Genomic DNA, 24,016 nt, shown 5'->3' with positions numbered 1-24,016 from the left:
AATAAGATATTTCAAAATTAAAAGGTTACTTCTGAAACATCTTATCAATAGCGTCAACAATTTTAGCTTCAGGAAAAATAGTATTGTTAATACTTTCACAATACTGTGTTGCAGTATCACGTACAAAGCTTTTATCCAGCTGCTGTAAAATATTCAATTTTTCTTTCGCTTTGAAACTATGCGATTTTTCAGTGACCAGTTCTTTTGGCTCTATATTCAAGAAGCTCGCAAGCTTAGTGCTAGCGCTGCCTAGTTCTTTGGTCTTAATTATTAGCAGTTGTTCTTTCGGAATACTGGTGAGCACGTTGTTGTTATGCTCGGCCCAGAATTGGAAATAAGAAGCCAATGGAAATAATCCATATTGACGAAGTGGTTCATCGTACTTGGTGTATTCAAAGCCTCTATCGTAATAGTTTGTTCTGCCTAAATCATAGAGCGAATTTTTCTCTTGAACATCTCTGGCCAACTGGTGATTGAACCATGAATCAATCCACGAAATGCAGTCTCGAATGGTCAACACATATTTAGCATTGGCAAATGTTTCGATGAGTTGTTGTGGGAATTGGCCATAGTAATGTGACGAGTCCATTTCGAGCCAGTTGTAGCGGTCTCGCACAGAAAGCTCTCTCTTAATATCTGCATCTGATAGCAAGCCTGCTTTTGATAGATATATCATAGCAATGATAAATGTATCGTTAATTTCATGATAAGAGCGAAAATTGGATAGGATGTTTGCTACCGAGTGCGTTCCAGACTTAGGCGTACCTAAACAAAAAGCATGAAACTTTCTTTTTTGCACTACACGACGAAGTGGGTACTTGTATTTATTGGTACGAATGAGCTTTGAGTATTTGCTCACTTCGTCTTGGCTCACTTCTATCGGGTTAAGTTGGGTCGGCATTTCTTTTCCTCTATCTACCTTTTTAAAAACATCTCATTTATATTTTTTTGGTTTACACGCTAGCATATCAGCATATTGTGAAGTCTAGGGGAAGATATAACAAAACAGCGAAGTCTAGTTACTTCCCACATAACCTGCGAAAACCTCATTTAGGCTTACTAAGCTCGACGAACCTTATTCTTAAGCAACGTAATAATTTGAACTATAAACTCTTTTGGTAATGTCAAATAAGCTAAACAGGGTAAAAACACAATATTAAATAAGATGCCTGACACAACTAGAGAACCCCAATTATCAATCCAGAAAAGGGGGTAAAAGTGAGAAGCTAAAAGTGCTACTAGGCAAAGGATTAGCGAAATCAAAAAGCAAATGTCTACTCGGTACAATGGCACGGAATTGAATTGATTGAACACAACACGGAATAGAAAAAACTGAACTAAATAGGAGACTAAAGTAAACGTCAAAGCTACGCCAATAATCCCATATTTGCTTCCTAAGATAAAAATTAACAATAAGGTAATGACAGAGCCAAATAGAGAAACGTACATGAGATTTTTGTGGTTAGCTTGAGCAATCAGTATTTTTCTAAAGATCATTGCATAAGGGCTAGTTAAAAGCGCAAAAGCCATTATAGAAACAACGGTAGCAGCCTGCTCAAAAGTCTCTCCAAGCCATACGGTAATAAAAGATTGACTGAACAATAGAATATTAACTGCCAAAAGTGTACTCACTAAAAAGCCCATTTTGGCGGTTCTAACGATGTATTCCGTCATTTCACTACCTCTGGCGACAAGTTGAGTGAAATACGCCGAAAAGGCATTGAAGATAGAGTGGGTTAACGTATCTGCATGATTGATTAGATTCTGTGCCACACCAAATATAGCAACTGATTTTACAGTCATGAGGTTGCTAATAATAATAGGGGCAGAGCGTTGATTTATCACTTTTGCGATAGACATAATGATGATGTACTTCGAAAAGTTAAATAGCTCTTTTAGTGTCAAAAGGTTGATATCTGATAAGTGAAATTGCCAATGCGGATATATCTTTCTAGCGATAGCAATTTTTATAATATTAATGACGACGTCAGTAGAAACTGCACACATGGCCATTGCTGCAATCCCCTGGTGTCTGCCTACATAATAAATCAGTAACGATTTAATAAAAACGTTAAAAATAGCCAGAACGGCATCAATGTCGACTCTTAAATAGGCGGCATATATTGCATTTATAGGATTCATTGCAAAATCCATAACGATTTTGAAAACAAACACCAATGCCACATTGATAAGTAAAGATTTCATACTGTTATCAAGGCCAAGCAACTCAGGTGTATTAAACATTAGAAACGCTAAACTGGACGATATTAGCCCTAACGCAGTAAACAGTAATAATGAAACAGTTAAAAATCTATTTGCCGATTCCTTATCATCTTTTTCGAGATAAAGTGTTACAAATCGTTGTACTGCAGCAGGGAAGCCAAGCTCAATAATATTGAAAAATGCCAGAACAGATAGTATTAATAACCAAAGGCCATAACCATCACTGCCAATACTAGTAATAATACTGGGGGTTAGTATTAGCATGGCGGCAACGACGACTATTTTTTCAATAAATGAAAAGAAGCCGGAAGAGAGAAGACGTTTTTTACTCAATGTATTAAGTACCTATTGATTCAAATATAATTATAAGTGAATTAGTTTCTGGTATTGCGGAATAACTCACGAAGCCTTTCAGCGTTTTCAGTTGTCATTTTCAACTCTTCGGGTAACTTTTTCTTGCCCATTAAGGTCTTTTTAACATTGAATTTTGACTCTATAACTTTGGGCCGGCTGTATCGGCCATCCCAGCAGTCAATTAGTGCGCCGATATCCAAAGCAATACCGCCTTGCCTTTGTATTTCGGCACAGTAACCTTTTCCAATCAACCCCGCCGCAACTAAATAGGGCATACCTGGGTATTTCACGTTTATTTCGTTTTTTATTCTATTAAAGTGCTTTGGATAATGCGGGATGAAAGTGCCAACCTGCCTAGCAGACTTGTCGGGCGTGATATGTTCAACCACTTTTATGTTTAGCGCTTTTCTGAGCTTGTCAGGAATATTTTGACGGGCGGTTACTACACCAATTTCGCCAGCTCGTTCGAGCAAGTTAGTAAGCGCGCCGGAAAGGAAGTAGTCAAAAGGGATCCATTGGGTGCATAGCTTCTGCTGAGAATAAGCATTGTGTTTAATTGCTTTATACAGTTTGGCAATACGTCTGGCGTCAGAATAGCAAATATCTAATTCAGTAGCGCGTAGGGTAAAGGCTTGTTTAAATTCATTTAAGAAAAGTTGCTCATCGTTCTGATGTAGTAAATTTTCATTAAATGAGACACCAAGCACATCATTTCGGATACCAACTATATTCGTATTGTCGATGGCGGCTAACAAGTTATGTTTTAATGCCGAAAGCTGTTCAATTGTCGCTTTTTTACCTACGTGTTCTGACAAATATTCAATATCTTCGATTGAGCATTTTTCGTCAAAATCTAATAACGCGCCTTCTCCATCACCAAGACGAACAAAGCTGAAGGGTTGTTTTTTTTCAAAGGCTTCATTTACTGCAAACTCAAATTCATCATAAGAAGCTAGAGCTAAAGATTTATATACTGTCATTATTCTTTTCTAATAGAGATTGGATATGCTGCGCAGTATTGGTCCACGTCAGATGGGAAATAGACGCGCGTATAGTCTCGCGCTGCCATGTGATATTCCTAGCTTGTAGAATAGCCTCTGAAACGCTTTGGGCACTTAATGCGCCTATGAATATTCCGTTTACGTTGTCCTTTACTACCTCAGGTATGCCACCAACCTTAGTCACGATCACGGGCGTTCCAGTTGATAGAGACTCCATAACAACATTCGGTACGCCTTCTCTATAACTAGGTAGGATCAAAGCATCTGATTTATGTATAAAACTCATTAAGCTTTCGTGTGGGATTGGACCTACTATATTAACGCTGTCAGCAATACCAAGTTGATTAATTTTTTCTTTGAGCTCATTCATCTGTGCCCCTGCACCCACCAGGGCTAAGTTAATAGAGATATTCTGGGCTTTCAACAGTGCGATGGCGTCAATGAGTTCAAAAATTCCTTTTGTCTTTATAACTGAGCCGATAAAAACGAGGTTGATTGTAGCAGATTCGAATACTGGCGATGTTCTTAAAGTAAAGGAGTCAAAATCGACTCCATTATAGACAACTTCAGTCTTTACTTGCGATATATGACTCTTTATTGCCGTGACCAATGCTTGGCTTTTACCCGTTACAAAGGAGGCTTTTTTAAACGCCCATTTCATTTGACGCTTATGAAGCGGTTTCGTCATTAGCGCATTAATGTCACTTCCTAAACTTTCAATAATAAGCTTATTGCCCACAATCCCTTTAAAGAATGCCGCGCAAACACCTTCGGCATAGGCCCAACTGGCTATCACTCGTTTGGCACTTAACATCCAAAGTAATGGCTTAACAGAAATAACCATGGAGATCCCTAGAAAGAGAGGATGCAGTGAGGTCATTAGCTTTGGAACGTAAAAAAACGGAAATAAGCATGTATCTTTATCAGCACGATAACCTTTAACTAATACTTGCTTTAGCCATGTAAACCAAGGTACTGGAATGAGCTTCTTTATGTCGTAGTGTTCGCTTAAATGTTTAGTTTCTTCTAAGTTGTAAGTTGCTCTTGTCTCTTGCCAGGGGAGAGGGTGCAAATTAGTGAAGAAAAGTAGCGGTTTTTTTTTGCTCATGAGTAATAGGTCTCATATAGCGCGGATACACTGTCAATTGAGTAGTTATTAATAATAAAGCTGAAAGCCTTTTCACCCATTTCTTTCAATGCTTTACGGTTTTCATTTAGGTGTTTCAAATGTGTAAACCAGGTGTTCATATCATCTCTGTCGTATACATATCCATTCTCTCCACTATCAATGACAGCACCAATATCACCCACATTGGTTGATAATGCGGGTATTCCCCTAGCCATAGCCTCGAGTAAGGACATGGGAAGGCCTTCGGTAGTGGAGTTAATTAACAAAACGTCCTTATCATCGTAAATTATATATTCGTCCAATACTGCGCCGTGGAATGTCACAAATGGCGACATTGCTAACCTTTCTGTAAGTGTGGTTAACTTTTCAAGTTCGGGACCATTCCCGTATATATGTAAGTGACTAAAATCATATACCTTTTTATCCGCATAGTTTTCGATAAGTTGTTCGATATTTTTCAGAGAAACTAGGCGAGAAACAGTACACAGATTAAGTTTGTTATTGCGGCCTACCCTAAGAGGAGCGTCAGCAACTTCTACACCGTTTTTTATTACCTCAACGTTACTTGGGTGCCAGCCATAGCGTTTATAAATTCCAGTCTTTATAGGCTCAGAAACCGCAAAGATTTTATTGAGGTATATAGATGCGATTTTGTGCGAGCCCCTTAGAAAGCCTATGGGGGGTTCGACCTCACCATGAATAGTGTAAATGACATTTTTAAAGAGAAGTATCGGAAAAATGGGGGCGAAGGCTTTAATAACGGCAGGTGAATGAATATGTATTGATGAGTATTTTATTAAAACGATTAACAGTTTTAAAAGGCGTAAGATGATATTCCCATTCACATTAATCACATCAACGTTTTTCGTCTCGATGCTGTGCTGGAATGCGTCATCTTTATTTCCGAATGACAAAACAGAAACATCCAGCCCTTTATCTTTTTGTCTCGTGACTAAATTCTTCACGCATTTTTCAGCACCGCCCACTTGCAGACTACTTACGCAATGGATAATTCTCATTTTTAAAACTTCCTGGCATAACCAAACATCTGCATCAAATCGGCTTCACTCATTCCTGGCGCAATTGGGAATCGATGTAAATCGTAAGGTGAAGAAGAAGGAAGTTGGTTGATGCCTGATTGAAAATTAAAAGCTAGTTCATAACCATTGTTTTTAAGGCCATCCACAACATTGTCATCATACGTTGAGCGATTTCCTACAGGGTATGAAAATGCCGAAATCTTGCATTGCAAGTTCGACTCTAAAAGCGCTTTTGAATGACTAAGCTCGTAAAAAAGCTCATCAGTGGTTAGCTTTGTAAGAATATCGTGATTATGGGAGTGAGCACCTAATTCCATACCATTATCAATAAGTACTTGTAAGTGACTCCAGTCCATAAATTCTGCTTCTGGGTATGAACCCGAATGATTAAAGAATGCCTCTAACTCTTTAATTTGTTCTTCGGCGGCGCTTTTACAGTGTTTGATTGACGCTAAAACCGCTCGGATAAAGTGATCACCATCATGCTGGTTAATGACCTTATCAGACCAACCAGAGAGTTTGATTGCTTTTGGGTTATAGGTTTTAATTAAATAAGCAGCTTTATCCCACCAAGGAACGACGGTGTTTCCTATTAGGCCCGTTGCAATGAAGAAACTAGCGGTTACATTATGGCTTTTAAGAATAGGGAGTGCATTACTGTAATTATCAATATAACCATCGTCAAATGTTATACACATCACTCTTTCATTGATAGCCTCGTTAGTACGAAGGTATTCACTAAGGGCGCTCAGACTAATTATTCGAAAGTGTTTCTTAAAAAATGTGAGGTGCTGTTCTAATTCTTTTGTGGAACAAGAATAAACACAAGGGTCAAATTGCGTATCTGCACTATCTCCAATCCTATGGAAATTAACACTGTATAAGCCATTTGGTCTAGATGACCAAAAATACTTGTCCAGCCCTAACAAGTTTCCGAATTTCTTCTTAATACGAGACATCGTCAAACTTAAAGCCGCTTAAATGATGGAGAGGGTAAAATATAATCTCTATATGCGTTGGGGTTACCTTCTTCGCCAGCTTCTGCAGCTTTGATTATATTGTACATTTCTCGAGCGGAAACATAGTGAAGTAAGTAGTTTTCGCCATCGTTGTACTTGTCATTAAGGTGGCGATGCATTGCTTCTACAGGTTTCCCTAAAAGCGTATCCATATCCCCATCCTGCGCACCATGAGTGTGAATTTTGATAAATACCCACTCAGGCTTCCCTTTAACATGAATGCCTTGGTCAACCCACAAATCGACGCGGTTTGGGGTTGGGGGGAAAGTATGTCTGACATCAGAATTTTCAATTTGTGGGAAAATTCCTTTTTTCTTAACCTTCCAATTCAGCCCTAAAATACCTTGGATAAGAAGTAGGTCGCCCCATGCTCGTCCACCTTTTTCTATTGGCTTGCCAGTTTCGTAGGATTTTGGTTTTTCAGGATCATCTTTAGCGTAATAAATAGTATTGAGCATGGCAGGCTGAGATGTATCTGGTGATGGGAATGTGAAATCTGCATAACAACCAGTTTCGTTTAATACAATTAACTCATCGTTCACGCCACACCAATGACCTTCAGGGTGTGAATTATCCAATACCCAATTTCCATGAATAAAAGCATAGGTAGGCTTTCCCGTTTGGGGGTCAATACTCAATGCATTGTGCTCTTCATGAAGGCATTGCGCAAATCCCGACAGGGTCTTTCTCAAATTATCACTCGTATCATTCTCATGGTGTAAATGAATTTCAATTTCGCCGAATCCTTTAGCACAAAGGTCTGAAATTTTGTCTAGGTGTTCTTTTCTATATTCTTCTTCTGGGTAGAAAAAACTATGTTTGGGATGGCAACCATCTGAATCAGTAAACTTCGATGCCATTAATGGATAATCTGACATCCAGCGATCTACACGTTTTCTTTCTAATTCAATATTATCTTTGTTAAGCCATTGAGGTTCATAATGGTCTACGAAGCAAAACATGACATGCTTCGTACCAGAATGTTCTGGCGCTGTCGAAAATTGGCTCTTGGTATAGTTCCATAGCCAGCTTTGCATTTTTTTCTTTCTAACAATGAAAATAAAAGCGGCTATAAAGAGTGTAAGTAAAATTATTGCAACAACTGCAATCATCGAGATGTCCTTTGCCAAGTAGCAGATAAATTGCTTGTTAAATATCTAATGTAGCCGCGAAAGAGCGATATATTCATGGATACAAAAAACGTTATTAATGATACTAGACCACTAACAATAGGTATGTTTTTTAATAGCTTAAGACTTCCAACTAGCCACAGGCAATAGAATGCAACTTGCGCGATAAAAAGGTAAGTGTAAATCGAATTACTATGCCAAAGCAAAACGAAATTTGTAGATAAAGAGAGGATCATGAAGTGTGGTACAAACCAACGAATAACTTTATGACTTATATAGGAAAACCAGCGCCACTTATATTTAGGGTTGAGTAACCATGTCAGCCTGGCAAAAGCTTGGTAATTGCCTGCGCCAATGCGCACGCGACGATTGGCTTCTTCTTGCATGCTTGGGGCTATCTCTTCTATTGCTTTTGCTTCTGGCGTATAAACCACAGATTGATTTTGGCGAGCCACATTCATCACAATACAGAAATCATCGATAATCGTGTTGCTTGGCAGTGGTATATAAAATTCAGTTTTGATGGCATAAATTCCGCCATTCGCTCCCAATAGAGCATCTAACCTTGATTCATGGAATTTCAGTACTTGTTCATACTTCCAATAAAGGTTGTCTTTGTTATCTCCAGAATGTGCATCAACGAGAGCTAACTCACCACACACAGCGCCAACTCCCTTCTGATTGATAGACATGACAAGCTGGGTAACTGCGTCTTTTTCGAAGGCAGTATTCGCATCTGAAAAAATAGTTATTTCTGAAGTAACACGTTCCATCAAATCATTTAATACATTAATTTTGCCTCGATTCTCCTCGAAGCAAAAAGTACTTAGTCGAGGGTCGTCAAATGATGCCAATATGGAATTCGTGTTGTCCGTACTTCCATCAGACGCAACGAAGATATTGAGCTTTTCTGCCGGATAATCTAAAGCGAGTAAATTTTCAATGCGTTCTTTAATACATGATTCTTCGTTGAATGCAGATATAACGATAGTGACAGAAGAGTCATCAGATGCATCTAAACGACGTTCTTTCTTAATTAGTGTATAGCGGGTGTCCCTAACGCATTGAACCAACGCGCTGACCAATATTAATATGAAAGGATAGATAACATAGCTATAGATAATAGCCAAAGAGACAACCCAGAATAAAATTTCGATATACTTCATTTATGCTTACTTTGATTTCGCGGGAATGCCAAGTGCAGTTTTGTTCGACTCTACGTCCTTTACGACCACTGCATTAGCGCCTACTTTTACATTATCACCCACAGTGATTGGGCCAAAAACTTTAGCACCAGCACCAATAAATATATGGCTTCCAAGAGTGGGAGATTTTCCTTTTTCATCACCCATTACAACACCGCTTTCTACAGTGATATTGATACCACCTTTTACTTTAGAGTTTATGACTACGCCGATAGGATGCATAATGACAAAACCTTCGCCGAAATCCGCATTTACGCCGATAACACAGCCATTATAAACCCTATTTACGTGTTGAATTATCAACGCGATAGGTGCCAAAATTTTTGTTTTCGCACACCTGCCGGCTAAGCGGAAAAGGATATTAGCACTAGTTCCATCAGTAAGGCACGTTCTAAGTAATGAAATTTCAGCGCCATCTTGATGAAAAATTTCCTGTTTTCTTTTTAAGTCAGATTTTATAAGTTGCAATGTAGATGGCATGATTATGTGTCTTTGCTTTCTTCTAAAATCTGTTTCACTTTCTTAAACATATACTTCTGCAAAGGATTTCTGTTTCCCCAAGGTCTCCATGTCTTAATCAAGTTATTTCGGTATGCGTCGAAGTGTAGGCCTTTAGGAGCACAGACAACTTCACCTCTATCTAATAGAAGTTTCAATACATTCGTACACAATACACCCGCCGCTAACGAAATACCCATACATGTCGAGGGTACCTTCTTTTTCATGAAGTTTACTGACGAATTTTGAACGAGGTAATGTCTTTGCTGTACTGAAGGTGAAACGCCTATTACAAAGCGAACAATATTGTCCTCGAAGTATAGCTCTTTAGTGGCATCGTCAGCACCGTCGGGGGCGTCAACCATTGCAAAATATTCGTCAAACGACATGCCGCCAGGTTTGAAACATAGCATAGCCGTACCCATCCCCATTGGGGCTGCAGTAATAGTAGGTATACCTAATTCATAGCAGCGGCGAAAGACTTGCCTTCTAATTTCTAATGCGAAGATATCTAAACTGTCTATGTATACATCAACGCCATCTAAAAAGGCTTCAAGGTTTTCGAGCGAAATCCCTCTGTCAAAATTCTTTATCTGCGCGTCAGGGTTGATGTCTCTTAACGTTTTTTCCATCACAACTGACTTTTCTTCACCAATTGTAGATACAAAAGCACCGGCCTGACGATTAAAGTTGGCGTAATCATATTCATCTAAATCAGAAATATGGAAGTTTGAAATGCCCATTCGAGCACATACAATGGCGTGATCGCCTCCAACGCCACCCAATCCGCCAATAGCTACTTTGGTATTTTTAATTTTTTCTTGCTCAGCTTCCGTTACCCAGCCGATATTTCTCGAGAACGCTTCGTTATAATTGAACATGAGATATCTCGTTATATTAATTATTAAAGATTTGCCTGAACCTTCAGTTCGTCAATCCTACGCTCGTGCTCTTGAGTTTTTGGCTTTAATTGCGTTAATACCTTTTGGGCTTCACTTTTATCTTTAGCTTTCAAAAGTGCAACAACGTAATCGATACCAATATCGGGGGAGTTTGCGCTAGTTTTAAACGCATTCTCGAGTAGGTCTAACGATTCATCTATTCGGTCTAGTTGCAGTAAAATTTTACCACGGGTTGCCATTATCGAAGGATTCTCTGGAAGTATAGCTTGAGCTCTGTTCGCGTACACTAAAGCGTCATCATATTTTTGCGCTTCACCCAAAAGCCAAGCTAAATTATTTAATACCAATGGACTTTGTACTGCTTCGTTCTCCACCAAGTACTTATAATGAGCAATCGATTTATTCGGTGCAGAGTACATTTGTTGATTGGCGGCCAATAAACGAATTTTATTGTGACTTGGCGCTATCGAAAGATGTTTTTCAGTAAATGCTAGAGCTTCTGCTTCTTTATTGGCTCTAAACAATGCAGTGTATAGGATAGACGCGACTTCTTGGCTTTTGACATTTTGATAAACTTTATCTATTGCATTAACTGCTTCTGAGTATTTTCGCTTCGCGATCAATAGTTTGCTTTGAACTGTTAGCCCTAGAGTTGAGCTTTTGATCGCAGGGCTGAGTGAGTCGAAAACGGTAGTGGCTTGTTCAATATCACCATCTAAAATTAAAATGCGAGCCTTTATCAGTTTAAGTTGTGTTTGGTCAGGGAATAGCGAAATTCCCTCTTCCACAAGTTCAAGAGCACCTTTGTAGTCTCTTGTGATTTCAGCCAACTCGATAGACTTTAAAAAGGCCTTAGTGCTTTGCTCTAGTCCTCGCCATTTTTCAAGCGCCTGTGCGGCATTTACGAAGTCCTTTCTTTCCCAATAAGCATCAGCTAGCATCATCCAATATTTTGGTTCGTTTTCCGCCTTGCTATGAATGTTTTTTAATACAGAAAGCTGTTCATCTGTTTTATTTAGTTCTGCTAGAGCCCCCGCGTAAAGTAATGCATACTTTATATCATCCGATGAATTATACGCTTTCTTGAACGGTTCTATTGCGACACTGTAGTATTCAAGTTCTTTTTGAATCTGAAAGTGTCGAATAAGGACAACCATATCAAGGGGGTGATAATTCACTAATGATTCAATCTTAGCTTTAGCTGAAGCCAAGTCGTTATTTCTCACGTCTTTTTCAACGAAAAACAAGTTTGCAGAAACGTGTTCAGGCTCTAATCCAAGAATTTTACTATAGATGCCAGCTACCTTATTGGCGTTACTGGTATGTGAGCTCGCTTGCGCTTGAATATGTAGTGCCGATACTGTGTCGGGGTGTGCCTTTAACCAATTTACTGCTAGTTGTTCAGCTTTATCAAATTGCTCTGCATTAAGGTAGGCGAATGCCAGTACAAGAAAAGATTTCTCGGAATCGGGATCCTGCTTAAAACTTTTCTCTAACTCCTCAATTCCTGTGTCAGCAGTTAGAATTTTTAAAAGGCCAATACTTCTTAGTAGTTCGGCGTCTTGTACATCATCTGTGCTTATCTGTTCTATCAGGCTTTTGGCTTGCGCAATTTCACCTTCTTGAATAAGTAAGGATGAAGACTTTGCTAAGTAGAGCGCTTCGCCAACGGGAATAGTCGCAATATCCTCTAGAGACTCATCGTTGTCATTGCTATAGCCTAATTGAACCTGAACTATTGAATAAAGCTTATGAGAAAAATGCTCTGGTGGTAAGGTTTCTACTATTACCTTTAAGTTTTGGTATGCCTGTTCTAAATTATTTTCATAGTAATTTGCTAGCGCAGCTAGAAGTCGTGTGACAGAATTTGAACGGCCATTTTTTATTGCGGTATCGAGGTATATCAGCGCACTCTCGAAGTCATTTTTGGAAAACTCAATCGTTCCTTTCAATTGATTAAAATAAGGGTGATTTGCCGAAAGTGACAAAAGCTGATTAACAAAGGGTTCAGCTTTATCGTATTCTTTATTATTTACTAATGCGTCTGCTAATTTTAGCTTGATTTTGTAGTCATGAGCTCTTTTTTCAAGCAAGCCCTCTAAAGTTTGAATAGCAAGGCTCCACTTCCCTTCGACGGCTTCTAAAATAGCCTTTAACTGAAGTGCTGCGATAAAGTCTGGTTGAGCTTCTACACTTTTATTGGTGTAATCAATTGCATCTCCAATTCTATTATTTTGAATGGCTAAGTAAGCTTTTGCCAGTTGGGAAACTTTTAACGAGTCACTTTCAGTAAGACGAGAAAAGCTCGCTGCCGCTCTGAACTTTCCACCACTATTATAAGTTGCAATCGCTTTATATATTGCTAATTCTAAAAAGCTTTCAGTATTCTCGTCAGTGTTTGGGATAGATAGCTTTTGTAGTTCGTCGAATGACTCAAGCCATAAATATGTTTCTGCAAGGGATACAACGCCATTCGGCGATAAAGCGGTATCAGCGCGAACGAGCTCTTTTCTCGCCGCCGAATAAAGGCCTTGCTCTAAATAGACTAAACCTAGGGACTCCCTTGCCGTAAAGTTATTTGGCTCTTCTTTAATTATGTTTTTTAAGGCTATTGACGCTTCTTGATACTTTCCTTCTTGTTTCAGTTGCTCAGCATCAAGAAGTACTTCGTTAGTCGATTTAGGGCTGCACGCTGTAAGATTCAAAAGTAGGAGGGAGGTTAAAACCGCTAATTTGACTGAAGTATCCACATTAATTTCCTTATTATTTCTTTACACTAAACTAACGCATCAGAATAAATATACAAGATAATATGAACAATTAAATCGGTATAGAGTGTGTATATCTGGATTAAATGTTTAAAAAAAAACCGCTCAATAAAGAGCGGTTTTTAAATAGATTACATTGTAATCAAAATTTTATTTTTGACGACGTCTGCGAGCAAAACCAAACATGCTCATAAGGCCAAGGCCGAATACAGCAACTGTTGATGGCTCAGCCACTTGGAAAGTAACTGCAGCAGTGTGGTCATCAGATACTAAAACAGTGCTACCGTCAGCGCTTACTGCTAAAGGTGCAAGAATGTTAGCTTCTAACTCATCGATAGAAACTGTTTGCGCAGCACTCAATACGATATCAGTCAATGTATCTTCAATATACTGTTGGAAAGAAGTAAATACTGTGCCTGCAACATTAGAAAAGTAAAATACTTCTTCGCCTGCAGCAGTTAAGCTTGAATCCGTCACTAAACTTTCTACAACTTGCTCACCAATGTTAATGCTGCTGTAGCTGAACATAGTGCTCATCAACAAAACAGGGCCGCTTAGGAACGAAGTACCTGAAGCTTGGTTGAATGGGTCAGAAACATCGTAAGCATAAATGTCAAGAGAACCGCCAGTGTAATCAACACCAACACCAGAAACCAAATCGCCTTCTAATGCAAGATCAAACGATAAACGTGTTTGAGAAAAAGGGAACGTAGTGAAATCAACACCTAAACCACCTGGTGAAGGCGTGTAAGTGAAAGTGTTTTGGATAGCAGTACCATCTAAAACCATGTCAGCGAAGTCGTCATAAACTGGAGATGTTAATACACCGCCGAAATCGTAACCGATTAACGATGTACCAGCGCGTGTTGAAACTTCGTTGGTAACAAGGTTTACTTCAGTGTATGAATCGTAAGAAAGATCAAGCTGTTCGATAGGACCTAAAGGATTAACAGTCGCATCGTCAGATAAATCAAGATAAAAAGGGGTAGCTGCGGCTTGTCCACTAAGCACTAAACCCGCAGCTGTAATCGTTGTAAGTAGTAACTTTTTCATTTCTGCTCTCCGTAAGTATGCAGCGATCTAAATATTGCATTTTTACAAAGCAGTTAGCGTGCCACTATTTAAGCTGTTGATTTTGTTGACTAATAAAATTGGTCGAAAAAGATCTGTAAATAAACTCGACAATTCTATCGGCGTTTTTAGCGGAAATATCATTATTCTCAACATTATGCCCAAGTGAGGCTTGAATATGCTTAAACATAGCAGCAAAGCCTTTTGGTAGGTTTTTATGTAGCATCTCGGGCGTTATGTAATAAGCGGCACGTTTTCCGTGGTAATCCACAACAGGACCAATTTGTTCGAATTTTATCCCAATGAAGCGCATTGAACGAGCTAGACGTGGCTCCATCATTACATAAGTGTGCTTAATACCTGAATTAATTGATATTGACGCTGCCGCTAAGTAAAGCCCAATAGCAATAAAAGGAAAACATCGAAGTTCAGTTTCCGAGTACGTCGATGTATTGATCACACCTGTAGATGCACCATCAAACTTATCGCTTTTACGACGGCGAAATTCTTCAGGTACTGCTAATCTCGATACTTCACAAATTTCGCTACGCTTGAAATTTGCCGGGTTAAGTTCTGGATGGGTTATCGAAGAGGGGCAATATTTTTCAATAGGTAATAATTCATCTTCTTTTTGCGGGCGAACGAGTCGAACTGTACCAGCAAAACGATGTGTCTTTTTATGTTCAATCATGCAAGCTGTAGAGTAAGCATCAAACTCGTCAATCTCTAGTTTTGATTCTCTTTCTGGTTCAAAGCCTTCTTCTACGCAATAGACTTGATGTCTAATGCCGTAAGATTGTTCTTTTAAATCCTTATTGCTTGCGACAAGTGGTGTTAAATACGCAGAAAAGTGCGAAGAGATTTCTCTGACCTCTTGTAACTTTTGATATCCACTTAATGCTTTTGATATTCTACTTTTTTTTCCAAATATAGTTTGGATCGTAGAAATTAATTTCCTTTTTTGCATGTTAATTCGTACCTATTTATAAAGACCATACATCCAGAAAGGCTATAAAGGTATCTGCAACCTAAGCAGTGCAACGTCTAAGCAGTATAGATTGTATTCCTAATATTATGAACGTATTATTTTTGTAGTTGTATTTATTAGTAAATATAAGTGAAACTGTTAGTTATATCTTTCCTGATGTCTACATTGATATCGATTAACCAAAAGGTGCATCGTGAAAACAGACTCAAAAAGTAGAGCTTTAGTGCTATGCGTATTCATAATGGCTTGTATTTTATCGGCACAAGCACTAGCAAAAAATCTCGTTGAGCTGACTAAAAGCTCGGTAAAATCTACGGTGGCCATTGGGTTGCATAGCCCTTTGAAACACACAACACCTCAAATAAAAGGCACAGGCTTTGTTGTTGGTGATGGCAAACACGTTGTTACAAACTACCACGTTGTTGACGAAGAGCTAGACCCTACTATAGTCGAACACTTTGTTGTGATGTTGCCAGATGGCAAACAAGTACGCTTTGATAAAGTAGAAATACTGGCCATTGATGAAAAACATGATTTAGCATTATTAAAGGTTAATAATCCTTTCCCTTCGTTTAAATTAGCCAATAACACCTTAGTTGATGCCGGCACGGAGCTTGCTATTTTTGGTTATCCATTGGGAGGAGCATTAGGATTGTTCCCTGCTGTCCATAAAGGCATAGTGGCGACGATTACGCCTGATTACATGCCTTCTAATAATGCGAGATCGCTTACTGCGAAAAGTCTTGATAGACTTAAGAATCCAGACTTGATTTATCAATTAGATGTGACCGCTTATCCAGGAAACTCAGGTAGCCCTGTTGTTAATGTTGAAACAGGGGAGGTGTTCGCGGTCATCAATAAAGTTTACGTTAGAGACAGTAAAGAAAGTGCGTTAACGCATCCTTCAGGCATTTCTTATGCTATTCCAATTGAGCACGTTCATGCACTGTTAAAGCGTGAAATGGAAAAATAGAAAATAGGACTTTTATGAAAATTCTGGTTACCGGCGCTGCAGGCTTCATTGGTGCGGCCGTTTCTCAATATTTAATTAATCGCGGTGACGATGTTGTTGGGATTGACAACATTAACGATTATTACGATGTCGCGCTTAAACATGCCAGGCTTGAGCAAGTTCAAAACTCAGCGGCAGGGGAACGCTTTACATTTATTAAGATGGGTGTTGAAGATCGCCCTGAAATGGCAGCCTTATTCGAAGACCAAAAGTTCGATAAAGTGGTGCATTTAGCAGCGCAGGCTGGGGTACGGTATTCAATTGAAAACCCTAATGCTTATGTAGATGCCAACTTAGTTGGCTTCATGAACATCCTTGAGGGATGTCGCCATAATAAAGTAGGTCACTTGGTTTATGCATCATCAAGTTCTGTTTATGGTGCCAATGAAACAATGCCGTTCTCAGAACAGCATAATGTCGATCACCAAGTAAGCTTATACGCAGCGTCGAAAAAAGCGAACGAGCTCATGGCGCATACCTACAGCCATCTATATAACCTTCCTACCACTGGATTACGCTTCTTCACCGTATATGGCCCTTGGGGGCGCCCTGATATGGCGCTATTTAAATTTACTAAGGCCATATTAGAAGGTAAAACCATTCAAGTTTACAACTTCGGTAACCACAGACGAGACTTCACCTACATTGATGATATCGTTGAAGGGGTAATTCGCTCACTTGATAACGTAGCGAAGCCAAACGAAAGCTGGGATGCGAGTGCACCAGATCCTAGCTCTAGTAAAGCGCCTTATAAGGTTTATAACATTGGTGCACAAACACCTGTGCATTTGCTTAAATTTATCGAAACCTTAGAAGCGTCACTGGGTGTTGAAGCGAATAAAGAGCTTTTACCATTGCAACCTGGAGATGTTCCAGATACCTATGCCGATGTATCATCATTAGTTAATGACACAGGCTATAAACCGTCTACGTCTATCGATGTAGGTGTTAAAAACTTCGTCGATTGGTACAAAGATTTTTATAACATCTAGAAAGCCTGTCTAAAGTAATTTCTAGCCAGTAGAAGCCACTTTGAAAGATTGAAAAGCGGCGCACTTTTTGGGAAGAAATTCTTTAGTGGTTTCGTAACCAAGTTCAAACAAATGGTTCTTCATTTCAGCGGTTAACGCAAAGTCTACCGCTGAAATTTCTCCCGTATTAATGACTACCGTGTTATGCCAGTATTTCGCGTTGATATATTCCCTAGATATTGCGGTCATAAAGGTACGTATCAACATAGATAAATACTGTGGCAGAAGCAGTACCCCTTTCTTAATTATTTTGCGTTTTTGAATAGCACTTTGAAGTCGAAAGCATACTGTAGGCGTGCCATCATGTTGCCAATCTTCAAACAAAGCATCTTCTGATAATATCGCGCCGTCTACCAATAAGTGTTCTTTGAAAGGTTTAAAGGAAAAGAGTAGAGGGATAGACATTGAATAACGCACGGCTTCTGACACCTTCATGTCGGGGGTATTGTCCTTTCCAAACAATACAGGGCCGCCACCGTTTACATCGGTTGCTAAAATAGTAAGCGCGATAGGAAGGTCGGCAAAAGTAATGCCTTCAAGCTTATCATCAATCCAGCGTTCGAAATGATCGCCCGACGACAACCCGCCTTCTCGCAACAACCGCCATACAGAAAAAGCAGTAAACTGTTTGAAGTCGGTGGCGATGACTAATTCACGCATCTCTTCAATGCTATGACCTTTGGCGTACATCGCCGCAATAATTGAGCCCCCAGAGACGCCCACGAGGGTGTTAATTTCTACATTTAAATCTTTAAGCGCTTTAAGTATGCCTATATGGGCACTAAGCCGTGTGCCCCCGCCCGACAAAATAGGCACGATGGAAGCGGGTACCTTAGCAACGGGTACCGATGAAGTTACCTGCATGTTTTTAACTCCAGTGATTATAGTAAAAGCGTAGTAGAGTTAGCCGAGCCTGCCACTTTATTGGTGTACTAGTATGTTTACTTAACAAGTGATTAAGCACTCATGTTAGCAGCGCTGAATGTGCAAGATAGTCGTGTCTTAGAATGTATTTGTAGCGATAAAAACAAGGTGGGGATAAATCGGTAAAAATGGCGAACTTAACTAACCTTAATGATAAGTTAGCTAAGCTCGACATTGCTTTTTTACTGGCGTAGCCATAGAAATAACGACAACGAATACACCATTGTGTTAACTCGGCTAATTTAGCCTGATCAATTTCGCTAGACTAATTTCGCCTGATCAATTTCGCTAGACTAATTTCGCCTTCATCTCACGGCGTCTCGCGTGCAGTAATGGCTCTGTATAACCACTTGGCTGTTCCTTCCCTTTAAAGATAAGATCGCTAGCGGCTAAGAAACCAATTGAGCTATCTAAGTCCGGCATCATGGGGATATATTCTGCGTCGCCAGCATTTTGCTCATCCACTAGCTTTGCCATACGGCGAAGTGATTCATCAACTTGCGCTGCACTTACAATGCCGTGCTCAAGCCAATTTGCAATATGCTGTGATGAAATACGTAGTGTGGCCCTGTCTTCCATCAGTCCAACGTTGTTAATATCTGGCACTTTAGAGCAGCCTACACCTTGATGCACCCAACGGACCACATAACCTAATATACCTTGCACATTGTTATCTATTTCGCGCTGTATGGTATCGGCTGATAGTGAATCTTTGCTTTCTAGCAGCGGAATAGTCAAGATATCGTTAAGGCCTGAGAAACGCTCATTTAATCCTTTTTGAATGTCGAAAACATTTACATCATGGTAATGCAGAGCGTGCAAAGTGGCAGCGGTAGGTGAGGGAACCCAAGCGGTATTCGCGCCAGATTTTGGATGTCCAATTTTGGCATCCATCATATTTTGCATTTCATCGGGAATAGGCCACATGCCTTTACCAATTTGTGCCTTACCAGAAAGACCACAGCGAAGGCCGACCGCTACATTTGCGGTTTCATACGCTTTAATCCAAGGCATGGTCTTAAGGGTCGCTTTCTCGGCGAAGGCTCCTGCAAGCATAGACGTATGAATTTCATCGCCTGTTCTGTCTAAGAAGCCGGTATTAATAAATACAACACGAGACTTCGCAGCATTGATACAGGCATCTAAGTTAACGCTGGTGCGGCGTTCTTCATCCATGATACCCATTTTCAATGTGTTTTTAGGCACATTGATAACGGTTTCAATCTTGGCAAATAGGGCATCAGAAAAGGCCACTTCTTCAGGGCCATGCATTTTGGGTTTAACAATATAAATGCTGCCATGACGAGAATTTTGGAATGGGCTATTATTCAGTAAATCATGCTTGGCGATGAGCGAAGTCACTAAACCGTCCATAATACCTTCTGGTACTGGCTCACCATCAAATAGCATAGCGTCGTTTGTCATTAGATGACCTACGTTACGCACAAACATAAGGCTACGCGCGGATAAAGACAATTGCTCCTGGTTCGTTACATGTTTTGAAGGCGAGTACACTCTATCTTCATGCATGGCGCGAACGATGGTTTTGCCACCTTTGTTCATTTCAATGCTTAAAGAGCCTTTCATTAGCCCCAGCCAGTTGCTGTACACCAGGGTTTTGTCTTCGGCATCAACAGCGGCGACTGAGTCTTCGCAATCCATAATGGTAGTGAGCGCGGCTTCAATTAACACATCTTTCACACCAGCGGCGTCAGTTTTACCAATAGGGCTAGTAATATCTATCTGAATTTCAAAGTGCAGGCCGTTGTGAATAAACAACAGCGCAGTGGGAGCAGTTATATCACCTTGGTAACCTTGCCATTGCTCGGTGTTTGCAAGTGTGGTGATGTCACCATCGGTTAACGAAATCGCTAATTTGCCGGTTTCAATTTTATAACCGGTAACATCTGCGTGACTTCCCTTCGCAAGTGGAAGCATATTGTCTAAGTAGGCTTTCGCTTTCGCTACCACTTTCTCGCCACGCACAGGGTTATAGTTTTTGCCGGGTTCTGCCCCGTTCTCATCGCTAATAACATCAGTGCCATACAAAGCATCGTACAAACTACCCCAGCGGGCATTAACAGCATTTAATGCATAGCGGGCGTTGTTAATTGGTACCACTAATTGAGGGCCAGCCATGGTAGCAATTTCTGCATCCACGTTTGTGGTATCGGCTTGCACCGTTTCAGGCTGTTCTACTAGATAACCAATTTCTTTTAGGAAAGTAATGTACTGCTCACCGAAAGCGGGGTTTCCTGCTTTGTGATAGTTATCGATAGCGAGTTGGAGTTGTTCTCGTTTTTCTAGCAGGGCACGATTTTGAGGAACAAATTCTGAAAAGAGGGCTTCTGCACCTTGCCAAAATGCGTCTGGCTGAACACCAGTGCCTGGCATTGCCTGTTGGTTGATGAAGTCATCGAGTTGCTCAGCAACCTGTAAACGGCCTCGTGTAATATAATTTTGCATAACTACCTCTATACATTTTCTGTAGCTCTAGTGTAGAGAGTATAGAGGCAGTTTTTTAATTTATGGTTCCTATCTTTGCCATTTCTCCAGTGAATGTTTGTGTGCAATTAGTATTCACATGTGAAATCGTAATAGCGTGAAGCAATATGGTGCTCTAGCTGTCACTCATTTCATTTGCTACATCACTAATCAAACGGCGTAACCAAATGTGCCCAGCATCATGATGCAGTAGCGCACTCCACGCCATTTTTAACGCAATAGGGGGAATATCAAACGGTGGTTCTTTCACCACAACGCTAGGATCGTCTTTGAATAACTTTGCCGCTTTGCTTGGTAAGGTGGCTATAAGCTTTTGCGTTTTCGCTATTTGTAATGCGGCGTGGTAATGGCGCGTAAACACTCTAATAGCACGCTGTTTGCCGATTTTGGTTAGCTCAGCGTCTACCCAACCTAGCTTCTGTACTTCCGTTGGGTCAATACCTACACCAACACCAAAGCCGGTTTTACTTACCCAAATATGTTGAGCGTTTAAATAACTGTCTAAGTCGCACTTTGCTACGAGCGGGTGGTCTGAACTCATCACACAGCTAAAGGTATCGTACCAAATCACTTTTTGATGAAAAGACAAGGGCAGCTCTTCAAAGCGGTTAATAGCCATATCGACCTTGCCTTGCTCTACATCATGGAAGGTTACGTCACTAGGGGTGATTAAATCTAATGTGATATTAGGCGCCAGGTCAGCTAACCGACCTACTAGCTCAAGCAATAAAGTGCTTTCAGCATAGTCACTGGTCATGATACGAAAGGTACGTTCGCTAGTCAGCGGATCAAAATCGGTTTCAGGTTGAATTGAACTTTCAAGCCGACTTAGTACGTCACGAATGGTAGGTTGAAGTTCCAATGCTCGTTTTGTTGGCGTCATTCCGTCGCTGGTGCGCACCAATAATGGGTCTTTAAACAAGTCACGTAAACGCTTAAGCCCATTGCTCATTGCAGGTTGCGTAATACTTAGCTGATTGGCCGCTTTTGTTACACTGCCTTCGCGCAGTAAAACATCTAAATATACCAGTAAATTTAAGTCGACCTTCGCTATATTCATTATTGTAATGCTCTTAATAAACTCAATTAGACAGGGCTATTATAAAGCCTTTTTAATCTGCTGTCAGATACGCTTTTGGTCTTACGTTTAAAAAGCGTAAAATGCTTAAGCTACTGAAAAATATATTTAATTATATTTATAGTGCTAATTTGGCCATAACGTCCAAAATTTTGCGACATGGTAAATTCAGATAAATTCGCTGAATAATAAAAAAAGGCACCCGAAGGTGCCTTTGAACAAAGTTGGGATACTTTGTGTTTAAACGTCGAACTGGTTCATGGTGTTATCATCACCAGAAGCTTTAAGTGCACCTTCACCAGAGAAGTACTCTTTGTGTGTATCACCTAAATCTGAACCTGCCATTGCTTGGTGTTTAACGCACGCAAGGCCTTGGCGAATTTCTTTGCGCTGAACACCGCGAACATAAGCCAGCATACCTTCTTCACCAAAGTAGCCTTTAGCCAAGTTGTCAGTAGACAATGCCGTAGTGTGGTAAGTCGGTAGTGTAATAAGGTGATGGAAGATACCCGCTTCACGTGCAGCATCTGCTTGGAAGCTCTTGATTTTTTCATCAGCTGTAGTGGCTAGTTCAGTTGTATCGTACTCTTCGCTCATCAACTTAGCACGATCGTATGCAGAAACATCTTTACCTTCTTCTGCCCAAGTATCAAATACTTGCTGGCGGAAGTTCAGTGTCCAGTTGAATGAAGGAGAGTTGTTATAAACTAATTTCGCGTTTGGCACTTCTTTACGAATGGCATTAACCATTTCAGCAATCTGACCAACGTGAGGCTTTTCAGTTTCAATCCACAACAAGTCTGCGCCGTGTTTAAGTGATGTTATACAGTCTAGTACTACGCGGTCGAAACCAGAGTTGTCTTTAAAGCGGAACAAACCATTAGGTAAGCGCTCAGGCTTCACTAATTGTCCACCTTGCTTCAATACAAGGTCGCCTTCAGATAAGTCGTCAGCACCGTTAACTGGTGTTGTTTTTAAGAATGCGTTGTACTGAGCCGCAAGGTCGCTTTCAGAGGTTGATACGGGGATTTTCTGTGTTAGACCAGCACCTAGTGAATCGGTACGAGCAACAATAACGCCATCATCTACGCCAAGCTCCAAGAATGCATAACGAACCGCATTAATTTTAGCTAGGAAGTCTTCATGTGGAACTGTTACTTTACCATCTTGGTGTCCACACTGCTTTGCATCAGAAACTTGGTTTTCAATTTGAATACAGCAAGCACCGGCTTCAATCATTTGCTTAGCAAGCAAGTAAGTAGCTTCTTCGTTTCCGAAGCCCGCGTCGATATCGGCAATAATCGGTACTACATGTGTTTCGTAGTTATCAATCTGGCTTTGAATAGCAGCTGTATCGCCGCCATTGGCTTTCGCATCATCTAGCTTATGGAACAAGTCGCCTAACTCACGAGCGTCCGCTTGACGCAAGAAAGTGTATAACTCTTCAATGAGTGAAGAAACGGTCGTTTTTTCATGCATTGATTGATCTGGAAGAGGTCCGAATTCAGAGCGAAGGGCGGCTACCATCCAGCCTGAAAGATATAAGTAGCTCTTATCAGTAGTACCTTGGTGTTTTTTCACTGCCAACATTTTCTGTTGACCTACAAAACCGTGCCAGCAACCTAAAGACTGAGTGTATTGAGCCGTGTCAGCATCATAATCTGCCATGTCTTTTCGCATGATAGCAGCAGTGTAACGCGCAATGTCTAACCCAGTCTTGAACCGGTTTTGGATTTTCATTCTAGCAGCGTACTCAGGGCTAATGCCTTCCCAAGCACCTTTTTGTGCTGCTTTTAACGTGGCGAAGTTATCAATATCTGTTTGATACTGCGACATGAGCGTTTCTCCCTACTATAATTGTTTTCAAATGTTGTTTTGAGAATTCGCATTGGTGCGTTCTCTTAAGCTTCCACTTCATCCTAGTGCGGCAATCAAAATAATAAAAGTGTATAATTTGGATTGCCATCATTCATGATGTGAATATTTGAGGTGGTGAGAAGTTTTGAAAAGTATCGAGAGTCGGTACTTACCTAGCATCGATGTTCACTAATATTCGTAAGAACGTGATTTGTGGACTAGCTTTTACTGTGAAGAATAAAAATTAGGCGGGTTATTAGCATAATTGATAATAGGTTTCT

19 protein-coding genes are annotated in these 24,016 nt (G+C 40.2%); 2 read left to right on the top strand and 17 right to left on the bottom strand.

Annotated elements, in window-relative coordinates:
• Positions 1 to 25: 25 nt before the first annotated feature.
• The 13 genes from AV939_RS13795 to AV939_RS13735 all read right to left on the bottom strand — a co-directional run bounded on the left by AV939_RS13795 (position 26) and on the right by AV939_RS13735 (position 15,307).
• The gene (locus AV939_RS13795) at positions 26 to 901 is read right to left on the bottom strand and encodes a sulfotransferase (protein WP_057790490.1); all 876 of its coding nucleotides are present in this window, start codon (positions 899 to 901) and stop codon (positions 26 to 28) included.
• Positions 902 to 1,059: 158 nt separating this feature from the next.
• Positions 1,060 to 2,556 (bottom strand): oligosaccharide flippase family protein, encoded by a 1,497-nt coding sequence (locus AV939_RS13790; RefSeq protein WP_057790492.1) that lies wholly within the window; start codon positions 2,554 to 2,556, stop codon positions 1,060 to 1,062.
• Positions 2,557 to 2,597: 41 nt separating this feature from the next.
• Positions 2,598 to 3,557: a GT-D fold domain-containing protein gene (locus tag AV939_RS13785; protein ID WP_057790494.1), complete on the bottom strand. Its 960-nt coding sequence runs from the start codon at positions 3,555 to 3,557 to the stop codon at positions 2,598 to 2,600.
• Entirely contained in the window at positions 3,544 to 4,686 is a 1,143-nt protein-coding gene (locus tag AV939_RS13780) for a glycosyltransferase (RefSeq protein WP_057790496.1), read from the bottom strand. Before AV939_RS13780 ends, AV939_RS13785 begins: the two co-directional genes overlap by 14 nt.
• Positions 4,683 to 5,726 carry a glycosyltransferase gene (locus AV939_RS13775; RefSeq protein ID WP_057790498.1) on the bottom strand — a complete coding sequence of 348 codons (1,044 nt, stop codon included), beginning with the start codon at positions 5,724 to 5,726 and terminating at the stop codon, positions 4,683 to 4,685. The genes AV939_RS13780 and AV939_RS13775 overlap by 4 nt, the downstream gene beginning before the upstream one ends.
• A 2-nt stretch (positions 5,727 to 5,728) precedes the next feature.
• Positions 5,729 to 6,445, bottom strand: a complete 717-nt coding sequence (locus AV939_RS13770; protein WP_231701217.1) for a polysaccharide deacetylase family protein — start codon at positions 6,443 to 6,445, stop codon at positions 5,729 to 5,731.
• 269 nt (positions 6,446 to 6,714) lie between these two features.
• Positions 6,715 to 7,878, bottom strand: a complete 1,164-nt coding sequence (locus AV939_RS13765; RefSeq protein ID WP_057790502.1) for a hypothetical protein — start codon at positions 7,876 to 7,878, stop codon at positions 6,715 to 6,717.
• Positions 7,875 to 9,062 (bottom strand): glycosyltransferase family 2 protein, encoded by a 1,188-nt coding sequence (locus AV939_RS13760; RefSeq protein WP_057790504.1) that lies wholly within the window; start codon positions 9,060 to 9,062, stop codon positions 7,875 to 7,877. The genes AV939_RS13765 and AV939_RS13760 overlap by 4 nt, the downstream gene beginning before the upstream one ends.
• A gap of 6 nt (positions 9,063 to 9,068) precedes the next feature.
• The gene (locus AV939_RS13755; RefSeq protein ID WP_057790506.1) at positions 9,069 to 9,581 is read right to left on the bottom strand and encodes a serine O-acetyltransferase; all 513 of its coding nucleotides are present in this window, start codon (positions 9,579 to 9,581) and stop codon (positions 9,069 to 9,071) included.
• A 2-nt stretch (positions 9,582 to 9,583) separates the two neighbouring features.
• A complete protein-coding gene (locus AV939_RS13750) occupies positions 9,584 to 10,480 on the bottom strand; it encodes a ThiF family adenylyltransferase (protein WP_057790507.1) in 897 nt (298 codons plus the stop codon).
• A 23-nt stretch (positions 10,481 to 10,503) separates the two neighbouring features.
• Complete coding sequence (gene prsT / locus AV939_RS13745) at positions 10,504 to 13,251, bottom strand: XrtA/PEP-CTERM system TPR-repeat protein PrsT (protein ID WP_057790509.1); 2,748 nt, start codon at positions 13,249 to 13,251, stop codon at positions 10,504 to 10,506.
• A 168-nt stretch (positions 13,252 to 13,419) separates the two neighbouring features.
• Positions 13,420 to 14,322, bottom strand: a complete 903-nt coding sequence (locus AV939_RS13740) for a PEP-CTERM sorting domain-containing protein (RefSeq protein WP_057790511.1) — start codon at positions 14,320 to 14,322, stop codon at positions 13,420 to 13,422.
• 64 nt (positions 14,323 to 14,386) lie between these two features.
• Complete coding sequence (locus AV939_RS13735) at positions 14,387 to 15,307, bottom strand: PEP-CTERM/exosortase system-associated acyltransferase (RefSeq protein WP_082746059.1); 921 nt, start codon at positions 15,305 to 15,307, stop codon at positions 14,387 to 14,389.
• Between the two features lie 214 nt (positions 15,308 to 15,521).
• On the opposite strand from AV939_RS13735, the gene AV939_RS13730 reads away from it, so the two are divergent.
• Positions 15,522 to 16,301: a S1 family peptidase gene (locus AV939_RS13730; RefSeq protein ID WP_231518087.1), complete on the top strand. Its 780-nt coding sequence runs from the start codon at positions 15,522 to 15,524 to the stop codon at positions 16,299 to 16,301.
• Positions 16,302 to 16,315: 14 nt separating this feature from the next.
• A complete protein-coding gene (locus tag AV939_RS13725) occupies positions 16,316 to 17,332 on the top strand; it encodes an NAD-dependent epimerase (protein ID WP_057790515.1) in 1,017 nt (338 codons plus the stop codon).
• Between the two features lie 21 nt (positions 17,333 to 17,353).
• On the opposite strand, the gene AV939_RS13720 is transcribed toward AV939_RS13725, so the two are convergent.
• From AV939_RS13720 to AV939_RS13705, 4 genes are all read right to left on the bottom strand, one after another.
• Positions 17,354 to 18,235 (bottom strand): patatin-like phospholipase family protein, encoded by an 882-nt coding sequence (locus tag AV939_RS13720; protein WP_057790517.1) that lies wholly within the window; start codon positions 18,233 to 18,235, stop codon positions 17,354 to 17,356.
• A 348-nt stretch (positions 18,236 to 18,583) separates the two neighbouring features.
• Complete coding sequence (locus AV939_RS13715) at positions 18,584 to 20,761, bottom strand: malate synthase G (RefSeq protein ID WP_057790520.1); 2,178 nt, start codon at positions 20,759 to 20,761, stop codon at positions 18,584 to 18,586.
• Positions 20,762 to 20,915: 154 nt separating this feature from the next.
• Positions 20,916 to 21,860: a LysR family transcriptional regulator gene (locus AV939_RS13710; RefSeq protein WP_057790522.1), complete on the bottom strand. Its 945-nt coding sequence runs from the start codon at positions 21,858 to 21,860 to the stop codon at positions 20,916 to 20,918.
• A 258-nt stretch (positions 21,861 to 22,118) separates the two neighbouring features.
• On the bottom strand, positions 22,119 to 23,714 hold the full coding sequence (locus AV939_RS13705) for an isocitrate lyase (protein ID WP_057790524.1): 1,596 nt from the start codon (positions 23,712 to 23,714) through the stop codon (positions 22,119 to 22,121).
• Positions 23,715 to 24,016 lie beyond the last annotated feature (302 nt).

It is taken from the genome of Alteromonas sp. Mac1, from assembly GCF_001562125.1.
Taxonomy (GTDB): domain Bacteria; phylum Pseudomonadota; class Gammaproteobacteria; order Enterobacterales; family Alteromonadaceae; genus Alteromonas; species Alteromonas stellipolaris.
The sequence above is the reverse complement of the archived record's forward strand: the minus strand, read 5'-3'. Positions and strand labels throughout refer to the sequence as shown.